Consider the following 12,958-nt stretch of genomic DNA (forward strand, 5'->3'; position numbering starts at 1 on the left):
GGGGTTCTGCCTGGAGGGGTGGGGCTCTTGTGCTGTTTAAAAGGACCTGGTTCCTCACTTGGTATGTGGTAGCGTCCGCTGACCGGTTAGGCTTCGTTATGGAGCTTAGTGGCCATTACATGAAACTTTGTTCCTAGCTAACCATCGCATCACATGACGAGGTCGTTTCAATGTCGGATTCTCAGCTCGAATTTCTTAAGCAGCTGCGCGAAGCGCTACCAATGGCGGCGAAAATCGAAGATCGCAGAGAAGCGCTGTTGGAGAACTCAAGGGATTTTGGACAGCTTGTCGGTGAGCCAGTCTTGCCGTTGGCTGTCGTGTACCCACAAACGGTGGCTGACGTTCAAAACATTATGCGACTGTCTTATGAACATGGCATGCCAGTGATATCGCGTGGCGCTGGCACTGGAGTCTCCGGCGCTGCTCATGTAACTGGCCTATGTATTGTAATGAACCTAATGCAGCTGAATCGAATAATTGAGATCCGGCCTGAAGACGAAGTTGCCGTTGTAGAGCCAGGGGTCATCAACTATGACCTCAACGAGGCTGCGGCGGAATTTGGGTTGATGTATGCGCCCGATCCCGCCAGCTACAAGATGTCCACCGTTGGCGGGAACATTGCCACCAATGCCGGCGGACTCCGCTGTGCGAAGTACGGCGTGACTCGTGAGTCGGTCCTCGGCCTTGACATTGTTCTCGCCGATGGCAGGTTGATTCGTGTCGGGAAGAATACGTTCAAAGGCGTTGCAGGATATGATCTGACTTCCTTATTTACTGGATCTGAGGGGACCCTAGGAGTCGTAGTTCGGGTGGTGCTCCGTCTGCGCTATCAGCCCGTTGATGAACGAGATGTATCGATAGTCTTCCCTAGTCTTGAAGCAGCAGTTATGGGTGTACAAAGCATCGCACGGGCTCGTGTGCAACCTGCGATCTTAGAGTTGCTGGATTTGCCGACGATCAGGATTCTTGATGAGCAGTACCAAACAGACTATGCATCCCGTGGAGGTGCGATGCTCTTGGTTCGTCTGGACGGGTACGGCGCAGAAAAAGAAGAGACCGTAATCAGAGAAGCATTCTCAGACGGACCAATGACACTTAGTTCCTCAGGTGCTCCGGAAGCAACACAATTGATTGAAATGCGTCGTACCAGTCGTGGGGATACGAAGGACGACGCATATCGGATGGGCGAGGATGTTGCTGTTCCTAAGAGTCTGATGGCTAAGTACGTGCAAGAGCTCCGAAAGATTGCCACGGCTCATGACGTCGATGTACGAGTCATCGCTCATGCGGGCGATGGTAATTTACATCCGACACTTTCTGTGGAACCCGAGTCCGGTGAAAATCCCTTGATCCGATTATCGGAAGCCCTAGAAGAGTCAATTCGGGTCGCGATCGATATGGGTGGAACGATTACGGGCGAACATGGCGTTGGACTTATCAAACGTGAATGGTTGACATGGGAACAGAGCCAGGATGTCATCCAAATTCAGCATGACATAAAGTCGTTGCTTGATGAGAAGAATATTCTGAATCCTGGCAAGGCCATTTGACTGCAATGAGCGCGAAGCTTAGTTGGCCATGTAAGGCGCAATTACAGATTTCGTGGGAGCCCAAGCGCGGGTGTAGTGTTTAAACGTTGGTGAACAACGGGATATAGCGCAGCTTGGTAGCGCGCGTCGTTCGGGACGACGAGGTCGCAGGTTCAAATCCTGTTATCCCGACCAGAGTAGTTTTATTCGAACCATGGTTCGAGTAGATCCACTTCAGTTCCAATAACAGAGATGGCGTCGAGAAATCGGCGCCATTTTTGTTGCCCCGAGGTTGGGCATTCAATATGTCTGAAACGGTCAAAATCGGCCCATTTTGGGACGACGGGGTCGATACTTGGGACGACTCGTTCGATGCCGTTTTCAGGCCGGAGAACGCCGCCTGGGCGGCCATGATGTCATCAAATGGATGATTCAATTCTGCGGAGACCTTCCCGTCTTCGGCAACGCGGAAGAAATGATAGAAGGATTCGTTGAGAATCCGTCGGACCTTATCCGGGGCGGCATGGTAATAGCGCTGAGTGTCCGTGACTTGATCCAGTGCCGCCGCGAGCAACTTGCCGCCAGCCGCAATCTTGCCCTCGACGTTCGCCAGGCTGTCTTCGATGCGGTTCTTCTACTGCGCCAGCTCGAATAGCTTCTCGCGAATCTTGCTGGTTGGCAGTGTGCCGTCGGCGGCGAGGTCAACAATACGAGACTCTTTTCGCTCGATTTCGGATAGCTGGTTACGCAGTACGGCGTAGGTGGCCTTGATATCTTCCTGTTCGATGTCGAGCGCCGTCGTCAGGCGGTTTCGAATGTCAGCTTCGAATGTAGGCTCCAGCTTGAGCCGGGCGTATTCGTCAACGACACTATCTTCGATTACGGAGGTTGGAATGTACCTGGTGTCGCAAAGGCCTTCCTGCTTGGCCCGGCAAAAGAAGTACTCATGAAGTGAGCCGCTGCGACCCTTTGCCTCAACGTAAATCATGCGGCTTTCCCTGCCCAGCGCGTGGCATTTGTGGCAAAATAGCATGCCCTTCAGATAGTGGTTGTGGACGCGGTCGCGAGTTCCGGCACCACTGCGTGCGCTCATGACTTCTTGAACTTGATCGAATAGGTCCTGGCCGACAATCGGTTCGTGTCGACCCGGGTAGATATCTCCCTTATAGACCAGGAAGCCGACGTAGTAAGGATCCTTGAGCATGGTGTGCAGTTTGCTTGCAGACACCGGCTGTTCGGGGTAGCGGGTGGTTCGTCTCGACGTGAGCCCGAGATCGGCCATGGTGGCTTCGAGCCGTTCGATCGAATAGTTGCCCGTGGCATACAACTCATAAGCCTTCAGAACAAACGGGGCGCGCTTCTCGTCTAGCCCGATACTGTTGATCATGCGCCCTTCGATGTCCTTGCGGATGTTGAGGTATCCGAGTTTGGCTTTTGTCAGCGTGCCGCCGTTGATCGCCTTGTTACGCATCTTGATCCGGATATCTTCACCACTGAGCTGGTTCTGAACCTGGTTCATGATGTCGGTGACCGCTTCCATGGCTTCGGCATAGGTGCCTTCGCCGAAGTCCTCGCGGGCCGAGAGTAGTCGGACGTCGAGCTTGTCGAGGTGACGGCGGGTAATCGCGGCGTCGACGAAGTTACGGAAGGCACGCGCGCGGGCATAGACAATGACGTAGTCGACATCGCGGTTGTCAGCCAGGAACGTCATCATTGCCTGGAACTCAGGGCGCTTTTCAATCGTCTGGGCCGAGACGCCCGGCTCGACGAACTCATGGACGATCTCAGCACCAAGAGAGCCAGCTTTCTGCTCACAGATGTCGCGCTGCGTGGCAATGGAGTTGCCGTCCTTGTCGATATCGATGGCGGTCTCGGTTTGCTTCTTGCTGGAGACGCGCAGGTAAAGAACGGCCTTGCGTGGGCGCAGGGCCTCGATGTCATTGGTGGTCATGGTCAGACTCCTTGTAGTCGGGTGCGGTTGTTCGTGGCGTACTGCCATGAGCGGGAAAATGGTGTACTGGTCGGGAGGCAGCGAGGTGTCGGCTCGGTAATGCCGGTCTGGCGCAGCCTGACGACGATGGCAATCTCGGATACCTGGAAGTGCTTAGCCAGATCGGATGGTCGCTGCATGCCGCCATAAAAGGCGCGCTTGAGAAGCATCTTGGGAATGAGCAGGCATCCGGCAAAATAGTCAGCGGCTTGCTCGGCCTGTTGTGAGGCGCTGACGTCCTTCGATCCCAGATAGAGCTGGTCGGCCCGGTTGTGGTCGATGATGTGCTTATATTCGTGCGCCAGAGTGAAGCGTTGGCGGCAATAGCTCTCATGCTTGTTCAGCTGGATGATCCAGGCATTGCCGTTCCAGAAGCTGGCCCCGGAAACGGGTGCTTCGACAAGTTCAATCTCGATCTTGGGAAGCTCTGCAATGAACTCGACAGGTACCGGGCCTTCGGTGAGCTGGTGGAGCTGTAGCAGCCGGATGGCTTGATGTTCGGCGACTTGTTTGGCTTCAGCCAGTGAATGCACTGGACGGTTGGGAATGAGCGATCGGAGAGTGGACAGGACGCTGCGCTCAAATGGTGATGGGGTGCTGATGTTAGTCATGGCTTCTCCTTTCGCTGAGAATAGTTTGGGTTATTCGTCCTCGCCGGGTGCAGGGCCGCTTGTGGTGTCGATGCCGTGCCGGGTGGCTACAGCCTTGAAATGTTCTTCGATTTCGCGGACGGCGCTTTCGGGCATGTTCTTGAACTTGGTGCGCAAATAGGGTTGCAGCGTGGGGAGGTCAGAGCCGCGGAGGACACGGGATTCGGCCAGTAGGTTGGTAAGCGGGATCTGCAGGACATCGGCGATCGAGCGGAGGTTGTCCATGCGGGGGCTGCCGATCTGGCCAAGCTCCAGGCGGGTAATCGTTCCCTTGGCGATCTTGGCCCGCCTGGCGACTTCGCTGGCGGACAAGCCAAGTTCTTCGCGGCGTTCGCGGATGGCGTCCGCCAGTTTTTGTATGTCGTGGTCTTGCATGTCGGTGGTCTCCAATTTCTGTCCGTAGTATGAACCGGTCGTTCATTTTGTTCAACGGTTTAAGCGAATTCCACAACATCTATTCCGTCAAGCCAGGGAGTACTGCCTTATTCTTCGGTCTTGGTCAGATGTGGCCGTTGAATACGTAGATTCCCGCGTCTGATTCGACGAAATGGATTTCGCCGCCCAGACGCATGTCTTCGGCCATTTGTTCGGTGTCAATGCGGACATAGGACTTCATGCCCTCGGGTACGTGTTCATCGATGCGACTGCGCCAGTCCAGATCTTCGACGATCTGCTCGGCGTAGGCCGTCAGATCCGGGAATTCGCCGAGGTACGCGTCTTCGAAGTAGTGCCATTCCTCGACGTCCAGGCCCGTGTAGTCGACCCATGCGGCGAAGGCTTCACCATGCTTTTCGATGCCTTCGGCCAGAGCTGCAACGTCCTGGATTCGCTCGTACTCGCCCAAGCGTTTGGCACCGAATCCTTCGTAGTCGTGGATCGCCCATTCTTCGGGTGCGGGCTCTTTCGAGCGAGCCAGGATGGCGGCGATCTTTTCATGGATGGCATCGGCTCCGATCGTGGCGTCGATCCAGTCACCCAGTAGCCGGCCGTTGTTGTAGTCGGCCAGCGAGGCGACATAGATCGAGGGCGTGGTGTGGGTGCTTTCGTGTTCCGGCTGTGCGCCGGGTGTGTGTTCGTGATTCATGTAGTTCCTCCTTTCAAAATTGGTGTTGTGCCCGGCAGCGCCAGCGGAGGGAACCCAAAGTGGATTCGTCTCACGCTGGCACCTGCCGGGATGGTGGCTCGATTACCGTCCACGCGCCGTGCGGGGCTTGGCTGCGGTTTGTTCGTTGCCGAACAGGCTGGCGATGGCCTCGCGGCGGGCGGCTGCCTCACGTTCGATCTCTGCCATGGCCGACTCGGCCTGCGAGACCAGATCGGTGTTGGCCTTGACCTGCGCGATGTGCGCGGCCAAAGCCTGGCGGATCTCTTCGGTGAGGGTGCTGCCACGCAGCTGGGCGATGAGCACCAGCTGGGTGTGGATGTCGGGTTCGAGCCGGACGGCCAGCGTTTTCACGTTGCCCTGGTTGTGACGGTCGATGCCGTCAACCGGTGGTGTCGTCATGACAACTCCTCGGTGTTTGCGGTTGGCGAGGTTCCGGGATGGAACCTGACTCACCAATCCGCATGACACCGACGAGTGCCATAGGTCAGGCCTCGGGGGAGGCCCTGGCGGTATCGATCCGATTCAGTGCCTCACGGGCGAAGTCTGGATTCAGCTCGATGCCGACCCACTGCCGGTGTAGACGCTCGGCGGTCACGGCGGTGGTGCCCGATCCCATGAACGGATCAAGTACGATCCCGGGCTCGGTGCCGTCCTGGTGTGTACAGGTAGCGGCGAGTGCCAGCCGTGTAGCCGTTTCCCCTAACCGGCGCAGCGCTCTCGTATGCGGCTTCTTGCAGGTAATACAGCGCGCCTCCGGAACACCTGCCAGGAGGCAACGGGTGGCAAGCGGCTCTGGGAAGGTGGCGTGATGACTGCCCTTGCCCGCCGCCGTGGCGATACTCCAGACGTCGCCCGGGTTTTTGCCCAGCGGGTGCCCGACAACGCCTCGAGCCTTCATCGCAGCCAGCCCCGTGGTCGAGTCCGCATTGGGGCCGCGCCAGTGCTCCTTGGCTGGTCGCCGGGTTCGATCCGGCGGTGGCGTGCCCGGCTTGGAGCAGTGCGGGACTCGGATACTGTCCAGGTCGAAGAAGTAGCGTGATTGCTTGGCGAAAACGTAGATCACCTCGTGGGTGGCTGTCAGCCGGTCGCGGACGCTGGTCGGCATCGGATTCGGCTTGGCCCAGATGATCTTGTTGCGCAGGATCCAGCCATCTTCTTGCAGGAGTCGGGCAACACGTTCGGGAGCCAAAGCCAGGCTTTTGGGCGGTGCCCCTTGGCGCGGATGGGTGACGTAAGTGTCGCCGAGATTCAGCCAGAGCGTGCCGGTTGGCACCAGGAGGCGGTGGATCTCCTGGGTGATCTGCCGGATAGTGTGCGCCCATGCGTCCACCGATTCCTCCATCCCGAGCTGGCCGGACGCGTCGTAGTCGCGTAGCCGGAAGTACGGCGGACTGGTCAGACACATGTCGATGCTGCCGGGTGGCAAGGTGCGCAGGGTTTCCAGGGCATCGCCGATGAGTAGCTGGTTGGCCGGATTAGTCATGGTGCAACCCCTGAACCAGTGCCTCGGCGGTGTCCTGAAGTGCCAGAATTCGGTACAGACTCATGGCTGTGCGGTGGTTCCGCTCGATGGCATCTCCCAGGGCTTTGCGGCGCCGGAGCGCGGTGGTCGTGCGGTAGGCGTCCATGGCCCAGATGACCTGTGGGAAGCCGCCGAACTGGCGTTGCTCGCTGCCGGTTACCCGGTAGTCCTCATATGCCAGCGATTTCCCCAGCAGGGTTGGCAGGCTTTCATGACCCAGGTCGACTTCGATGAAGAAAGCGCTCACCTCGTCGTCCCCGACCGATGCGGCCAGTTCGATATAGAGATCTGGTCGCAGGACTCGGGGGACACCGTACCCATCTTGGTAGGTGCGGGTGGCGTGGTGTTCGGGGTCGTTCTTGACGACTTCGGCACCGTGGGTTCGTGCAGCGTCCATGACGGCGATGGCCATGTCCGCGATCGCCAGGGTGTGGTCGAGGAAGCGGGCGGATGGTTCGTCGAAGCGCCGACGAGTCCGTGCCTGGGTGCTGCCACGTTGGATGCGGTCTCCGGCGGTATCGACGTAGTAGACGAGCCCTTCGGAGCCTGCTCGGATGCCACCGATGCGACGATCCAGCACACCCAGGATGCGCAGGCCGCGTAGCCGGGCCAGAACCCGTCGACAGGTACGAGACGCTGATTCGGGTGATGCGTGGTCGGTGAAATGCAGGGATTGCAGATACCGTGCGCTGAGGAAGCGGTAGCGTTCGACTGATCCCAGGATGGCCAGGTCGCGGTCACTGAGACTGGTGCGAATATCCTCAAGTCGACGGTTGCTGATACGTGGCCCCGTATGTGAGCCGGTGCTTGGAAGAGCAACGGTATTCGTCGCCCCTGTCGTCGTCCTTTTGCCGCTGGCCTGCGGGTTCGGCTGTTCCCGGTTCGACTCGGTCGGGTAGTCGGCCGGTAGTGGTGTTGCGTCGCTCATGAGGTGCTCCTTCGGCGTCGTCCGCCCGAGCCGTTGTTTTCCTGCGAGCTGTCCAGGACTTCGAGCAGTCCCTGTTCAATGGCGTCGATGGGTTGTCCGTACTGGCGGCGGCTGCGGGCCTTGATATCTGCGACGTTGGCAGTTTTCTTTGGGGTGGTGAGTGTCCTGCCCGATGCCCAGTCGGTGACCGTTCCCTGGTGGACGAGTTGGGCATAGAGATGGCGAGCCGGCAATGCCGCGAAGTCCTCGGCGTCCAGTCCCGGGGCCATGGCAGCGGCGGCGCGAGCGTCCTTGGCTGCCAGCTGGAAGAACACGCGGGAGCGGCAGTTGGCTTCGAATGCCGAGCGCATGGTGACCGGCAGCTGATCCAGATATTGGTGAGCGACGTGGAAGGCGGCACCCAAGCTGCGGGACGTTGCGAGTGCATCCCCAAGATCCGTCGGCAACCGCAAGTAGTCCTGCACCTCATCAAGGTAGATCATGACGGTGTCGCGGTCTTTGGGGTTGATCGAGGCGCGCTCTTGGATGGCTTGCCAGAGTTCCGCCACGACCAGCGCGCCGAGTAGTTCGGCGGCTTCCGGGCCGATTCTTCCCTTTTGGAGTGGCACCAGTAGGATCTTGCGTTCGGTGAGAACCTGACGGATGTTGAAGCGTGGCTGACGTTGGGCCACCACCTGACGCAGATGCGGATCCAATAGCGGGCGCAACTTGTTCAGTAGTGGAGCCGTCACCTGGGCACTGGCTTCGGAGGAGAGACTGTTGAACCAGTGCCAGAACGGCCCGGCCGAGAACGGGTCGCTGCGGGACATCTGATGGGTGACCGAGCGCCGGAAGCCAGGATTGGTGAGCAGCACCGGCAACATGGCCAGGCTGGCATCTCCCCGCGTAGCCAAAGCCAACAGGCTTTGACGCAGGATGTCCGAAGATCGTGGCCCCAACCCATCGGCCCCATAGAGAGCCTTGAACGTACCGAAGATCTGATCGGCCACCAGCGCGGGGGATCGCCCGTGCAGGTCGAGTGGGTTGATTCCCACCGGCTCACCGTCGAGTGGATCGAGCAGCACAATGTCATCTCGCCGCGCATCAGGGACAAGCTCCAGGACGTCACGGATCAGGTCCTTGGGTTCGATCACCACCAATCCACGACCCGCCAGCATGTCATCACGGATCATGCTCAGCAGCAACGAGCTCTTGCCGACGCCGGTTGGCCCCATGAGCCAGAGGTGGCGTCGGCTGTCATCCGCCGTGATGCCGAGCCGGGTTTCGGTTGATCCTGGGGCGGTTGCCTGGGCAATGATGCGGTGGCCTTCACCGGCGGCGAAGGACGGTCGTACCTGGCGAGGATGGATCGGTGGCAGGCCTGGGTATGGGGTGTTTGTTCTCCCTACCGGCCAGCCACTCAGGAGCCCGGTTTCGGTAACCGAGAGGCGCTGGGCGGGAGTAAAGAAGGCCCACGCCGATGCTGGATCGTTGATACTTGCCGCCTTTTCACGGCGATCCTGCAGGCGCAGACCAGGAGCCAGAAGGGTGCGAAAGGCACCCACAACGCGCTGGAGCAGCTCCTTGCGACGGGCTTCGTCTACCGCGTGAACGCCGATGCGAAGCACGGCGGCAAAGCCGTATTCGGACTGCTTGACTTCGACCTGCCGCGTGACCTGGCTGCGTTGTTCGGGTTGGCTGCCTGACAGGACAAGCGAGCCCATACCCTGGTCGACGCGCTGAATCCGACCAGATACCAGGTGCGGTGCCAGTCGTGGCCCCAGCACGATTTGAGTCACCAGAACCTCGGAGCCTCGCAGGCCGGACAGGCTGGCCAGAATCGACCGGGTGCTGCCCTCGGTATCACGGGATTCCAGGCTGCGGATTGGTTGGTTGACGATCAGGCGCCGAGCCATCCCCGTCTTCCCTCGTTCGGTACCGTCGTCAGCCACGATGGTGCCGGGCACCAATTGTTCGATGTCCCGGCGGATCATCGCGGTGTGACGGCGCTGGGTGGCCACCAGGTAGCGGGTGCCGGTCTTGGTGGCGCGGGTTTCGAGGATGATCTGTGGGGCGTGCGTTTGGGCGGCCCAGTGGCGCAGCAGGTTCACGGTGTGGGTGTTGTCCAGTGGTTGTGGCCAGTAAATTTCCTGCCAGACGAGCTGGCGCAGGGTGCACTCCCGGTCAGTCATGACGGTCTCCTCGTGGGCGCAGATTCGTTTCGTGCTGCGCCTGGGCTTCGCGCTCGGCTTCGGCCTGTGCCATGGCAATGACGGCGCGGCTGAGCTTGCGCAAATCTGGCTTCTCGCGCTGGACGCCGTAGACGACGACGCGGCGATCCTGACGTGGATTGGTGGCGCGGCTGCGGCGCGGTTTCTTCTGTGTAGGCATGATGATTTCCCTCCTTTCAGTCGGTGTTGTGGTTGAGCTGACAGACGATCGTTCAACGTATTGAACGGGTCTGTGGAGTAGTATGCGTTCAATTCGTTGAACGAACAACCACTTTGGCGAAAACCACAACACCGACTGGAACAAGCCGAACTACGTGCGTAGCGGCGATGGATTAGTAGCGGCGCGAGAGCCAGATCCGGACCACGATGACCGCAATCCAGACGAGGGCGACGACGCCGGTGATGATGACCAGGACCGGCCAGATGGACTGGATGATCTGGGCGGCGCAGTAGATGGCGATCGATGCCAGCAGCACCGACATGCAACCGCCGATGAGCCGGTCGAACAGGGATTTCGGGTCGGTCGGGTTAGTTCCCACGCTGGCGCTCGACTTCCAGGAAGATGCCGCACTCCAGGCCGTGCATGATGCAGTCCAGCGCGAACTGGAGCTGGTCACCCACATAGCGCTTCGTCAGGGCGTAGTGGATCGCCTGACCGATCGCATCGGCCTGATACAGCTTCCACTCCAAGGTGTCCGGCCCGTAGCCCGACCGCTCCAGGCGACACATCAGGCGGCGGGCCAGCTCGAACTCATCCACCGGGTTGAACGCCAGCCCCATCTCCACGTGCCCCATGTCGTGCACGTAGCGATACGCGAAGTTGCCCTCGGGCGAGGCAAAGATGACCCGGTTGGAGTTCTCGTTGCTGACCGGCAGCGGTGCCTTGGTGCGCATCGAGGTCTCGTAGGCCGATTTGAGCGACTTGTAGGTGCTCGGGGCACCTTCGGTCGGCTCCCAGGCGAAGCCGACGCGGGAGGCGATGTGGGATGCCTCCAGAGTCACGTAGGTGCTCAGGTTCTTCTGGGCGGTAGCCAGCTCGGCGCTGGAGATGTTTTTATGCATGACAAATAAGCCCTTTCAGGAGGTGTTTTTTTGAGGGGGAGTAGGCCGTGGCCTACGAGAGGTGGGCGGTCAGCGGCGAGTGGTGATCAAGAGCCACCATGCGGCAATGAACTTCAGGTGCAGGCGCACGGTTGCAGCGACTGCCGCGACCGCGACTGTTACGAGCGCTGGCACGTCGAGCCAGTAGATGGCGGCGATGACGACCGCCATGATGGCCAGCCATATGATGCACGTGGTCACGACTGAGCGCTGTCATCCAATAGCCACTGCGACAGTTCGTCGGTGGCTGCGCTGACACCTGCCAGCGCCACGCGCAGCAGGTGGTCGGCCGCAACGGGGTCGAGGATGCCGAGTGTCTGTGCGTACGCCTGGATGCTGTCGTGCAGATCGGTGAACAGCCGTGCGGCGTAGGCCATGGATTCCAGAATGATGACGTCCCCGGCGTTGCCGCCGGAATCGGTGCCCATGACCTAACCGCGAAACTGGCGGACTTCCCACGCGGCGTTGTCCGCGAAGGAATCGACAATGAAGTTCAGTCGTGCGGCCGTCTGTGGGTCGCCGTCGGCCAGGAACGCGGCTTCGCGGCTCAGCATGGCAGTCATCTGCATGCCGGTCGCTGCCACGTGGCCGGCTGCCTGGACGCGGGTTGCCACGACCAAGCCTCGGGTGACTTCAGCATTCTGCCGTCGGGCCAGAATGCGACCCTCATTACGGCTGAAGCTTTCCGGAATGTTTGCAGGCATTCCCTTTCCTGCGGGCACAATGTTCGACATATTCGTAGTCCTTACTTCTCAGTGGTTCATCCCTGTGTATTCCGGGGTTAGTTAGAGACTAGAAGCGATCGGTGAGGCGATCTGAAAGTTGGAAAAAAGTTGGAAAGTGTGGATCACAACCGCATATAGGGAACGTTCAGGCATAGTTGGGTGTATGACTTTGGACCGTGACGATGCTGAATCGTTGGCACAAGAACTGTCCTTGCTGCGCAAAAATGAGGGTTTCATCCAACGTAGACTCACCAAAGCGGCAATTGTTGACGAGGTATTGCGAGGATCACTTGAGGACACCTTCGAACGGCTGAAAAGTCGCTTCTTGTCTGCGATCTACACGCTCGATGAGGACGAGTCAGCGCTACTCCTCGACATCTTCGCACTGAGTCCAGAGACAGCGGGCGTCGATGGGCTGGAGCAGCGGCGCCAGATCCATGGCACCAAGATCGGACTTCGCAAATATAGTGTTGCCTCGCGCGAGAAAGCGGCGCTTCAACACCTGCATTCCAGACTCGTTACCGGGACATACGCGCAGTCTCCACTGGTGCTGCACGTTCCGGAGATGCACGGTGGCATCATCTATGAAGCCGCCAGCACCCTGGTCATTGTGGAGAACCGCAAATGGCGGGAAACGCGCGAGTACTACCGCTTCGCCAACATGGTCGACAAGTTGGACTAAGTCACGGTCAGCCGCTCCCACGACGGCTGGGTTAGCCCACGGGCCGGAGGGGACTTCAAGGTCAACACCCGCCCAGTCGAAGGAGCTGGCTACAACGACCACTTCTGGCACCTCGACAAAGCACGCACCAAGACTGAACCCATGGAGCGTGGGCAAATTTACGATCTCAAATTCACCACGCTCCCCGAACAGCACCTCGAAGATCAATCGGCACTCAAGCTTGCCAGCCGTGCGTTCCACGACAGGACGCTCCTCGCGTCCATTCAAGTGGGATTCATAGGCGACAAACCGCGAAGCCTGTGGAAATTTGAGAGGGTCAGCCCCTTTGCTCGACCGTCGAGTGCCAACGAACACAATTCAGTTGAGCTTGACGACCGCGGAATCGCTGGCACTCGCCTCCGCGACGTCCATGGCGGATTATTTAGTGGCATCGCATGGGAATGGTGAAACGACCCCTTCGGGATCGACTTACGGATGATGATCCGACATTCGGTAGAGTGTTGATAACTGCGAGGT

General features: G+C 59.3%; 18 protein-coding genes and 1 tRNA gene. 5 read left to right on the plus strand and 14 right to left on the minus strand.

From position 1 onward, the window contains the following. The first annotated feature begins 170 nt into the window (after positions 1-170). The 3 genes from CIK74_RS03115 (at position 171) to CIK74_RS18445 (ending at position 2,184) form a co-directional block, all read left to right on the plus strand. A complete protein-coding gene (locus tag CIK74_RS03115; RefSeq protein ID WP_096254320.1) occupies positions 171-1,550 on the plus strand; it encodes an FAD-linked oxidase C-terminal domain-containing protein in 1,380 nt (459 codons plus the stop codon). A 97-nt stretch (positions 1,551-1,647) separates the two neighbouring features. Beyond that, positions 1,648-1,724, plus strand: a tRNA-Pro gene (locus CIK74_RS03120). 160 nt (positions 1,725-1,884) lie between these two features. Then, the gene (locus tag CIK74_RS18445; protein WP_141392858.1) at positions 1,885-2,184 is read left to right on the plus strand and encodes a hypothetical protein; all 300 of its coding nucleotides are present in this window, start codon (positions 1,885-1,887) and stop codon (positions 2,182-2,184) included. Here the strand turns inward: CIK74_RS18445 and CIK74_RS03125 are convergent. The 14 genes from CIK74_RS03125 to CIK74_RS03185 all read right to left on the minus strand — a co-directional run bounded on the left by CIK74_RS03125 (position 2,164) and on the right by CIK74_RS03185 (position 11,769). Further along, positions 2,164-3,480, minus strand: coding sequence for a recombinase family protein (locus CIK74_RS03125; protein WP_170947716.1), 1,317 nt, complete (start codon positions 3,478-3,480; stop codon positions 2,164-2,166). The genes CIK74_RS18445 and CIK74_RS03125 overlap by 21 nt on opposite strands. A 2-nt stretch (positions 3,481-3,482) precedes the next feature. Continuing rightward, a complete protein-coding gene (locus tag CIK74_RS03130) occupies positions 3,483-4,130 on the minus strand; it encodes an ImmA/IrrE family metallo-endopeptidase (protein WP_096254321.1) in 648 nt (215 codons plus the stop codon). 30 nt (positions 4,131-4,160) lie between these two features. Next, the gene (locus CIK74_RS03135; RefSeq protein ID WP_205738230.1) at positions 4,161-4,559 is read right to left on the minus strand and encodes a helix-turn-helix transcriptional regulator; all 399 of its coding nucleotides are present in this window, start codon (positions 4,557-4,559) and stop codon (positions 4,161-4,163) included. A 109-nt stretch (positions 4,560-4,668) separates the two neighbouring features. Continuing rightward, positions 4,669-5,253 carry an antirestriction protein ArdA gene (locus tag CIK74_RS03140; RefSeq protein WP_096254322.1) on the minus strand — a complete coding sequence of 195 codons (585 nt, stop codon included), beginning with the start codon at positions 5,251-5,253 and terminating at the stop codon, positions 4,669-4,671. 102 nt (positions 5,254-5,355) lie between these two features. After that, positions 5,356-5,673, minus strand: a complete 318-nt coding sequence (locus CIK74_RS03145; protein WP_096254323.1) for a hypothetical protein — start codon at positions 5,671-5,673, stop codon at positions 5,356-5,358. 85 nt (positions 5,674-5,758) lie between these two features. Beyond that, on the minus strand, positions 5,759-6,757 hold the full coding sequence (locus CIK74_RS03150; protein WP_096254324.1) for a site-specific DNA-methyltransferase: 999 nt from the start codon (positions 6,755-6,757) through the stop codon (positions 5,759-5,761). After that, positions 6,750-7,724 carry a replication-relaxation family protein gene (locus CIK74_RS03155; RefSeq protein WP_096254325.1) on the minus strand — a complete coding sequence of 325 codons (975 nt, stop codon included), beginning with the start codon at positions 7,722-7,724 and terminating at the stop codon, positions 6,750-6,752. The genes CIK74_RS03150 and CIK74_RS03155 overlap by 8 nt, the downstream gene beginning before the upstream one ends. Continuing rightward, positions 7,721-9,895 (minus strand): type IV secretion system DNA-binding domain-containing protein, encoded by a 2,175-nt coding sequence (locus CIK74_RS03160; protein WP_096254326.1) that lies wholly within the window; start codon positions 9,893-9,895, stop codon positions 7,721-7,723. The genes CIK74_RS03155 and CIK74_RS03160 overlap by 4 nt, the downstream gene beginning before the upstream one ends. After that, positions 9,888-10,094: a hypothetical protein gene (locus CIK74_RS03165; protein WP_096254327.1), complete on the minus strand. Its 207-nt coding sequence runs from the start codon at positions 10,092-10,094 to the stop codon at positions 9,888-9,890. Before CIK74_RS03165 ends, CIK74_RS03160 begins: the two co-directional genes overlap by 8 nt. A gap of 172 nt (positions 10,095-10,266) precedes the next feature. Continuing rightward, positions 10,267-10,473: a hypothetical protein gene (locus CIK74_RS03170; protein ID WP_071216940.1), complete on the minus strand. Its 207-nt coding sequence runs from the start codon at positions 10,471-10,473 to the stop codon at positions 10,267-10,269. After that, entirely contained in the window at positions 10,463-10,996 is a 534-nt protein-coding gene (locus CIK74_RS03175; RefSeq protein WP_071216939.1) for a hypothetical protein, read from the minus strand. The genes CIK74_RS03170 and CIK74_RS03175 overlap by 11 nt, the downstream gene beginning before the upstream one ends. A 69-nt stretch (positions 10,997-11,065) precedes the next feature. After that, positions 11,066-11,236 (minus strand): hypothetical protein, encoded by a 171-nt coding sequence (locus CIK74_RS18650; RefSeq protein ID WP_170947717.1) that lies wholly within the window; start codon positions 11,234-11,236, stop codon positions 11,066-11,068. Then, positions 11,233-11,463, minus strand: coding sequence for a hypothetical protein (locus tag CIK74_RS03180; RefSeq protein WP_071216938.1), 231 nt, complete (start codon positions 11,461-11,463; stop codon positions 11,233-11,235). Before CIK74_RS03180 ends, CIK74_RS18650 begins: the two co-directional genes overlap by 4 nt. A 3-nt stretch (positions 11,464-11,466) precedes the next feature. After that, positions 11,467-11,769, minus strand: coding sequence for a hypothetical protein (locus CIK74_RS03185; RefSeq protein ID WP_205738231.1), 303 nt, complete (start codon positions 11,767-11,769; stop codon positions 11,467-11,469). A gap of 154 nt (positions 11,770-11,923) precedes the next feature. On the opposite strand from CIK74_RS03185, the gene CIK74_RS18900 reads away from it, so the two are divergent. Further along, positions 11,924-12,442: a hypothetical protein gene (locus CIK74_RS18900; RefSeq protein WP_205738232.1), complete on the plus strand. Its 519-nt coding sequence runs from the start codon at positions 11,924-11,926 to the stop codon at positions 12,440-12,442. Positions 12,443-12,583: 141 nt separating this feature from the next. Then, positions 12,584-12,889 (plus strand): hypothetical protein, encoded by a 306-nt coding sequence (locus CIK74_RS18905; protein WP_205738233.1) that lies wholly within the window; start codon positions 12,584-12,586, stop codon positions 12,887-12,889. The last annotated feature ends 69 nt before the right edge of the window (positions 12,890-12,958 follow it).

It is taken from the genome of Glutamicibacter sp. BW77, from assembly GCF_002332285.1.
GTDB classification, from domain to species: Bacteria; Actinomycetota; Actinomycetes; order Actinomycetales; family Micrococcaceae; genus Glutamicibacter; species Glutamicibacter bergerei.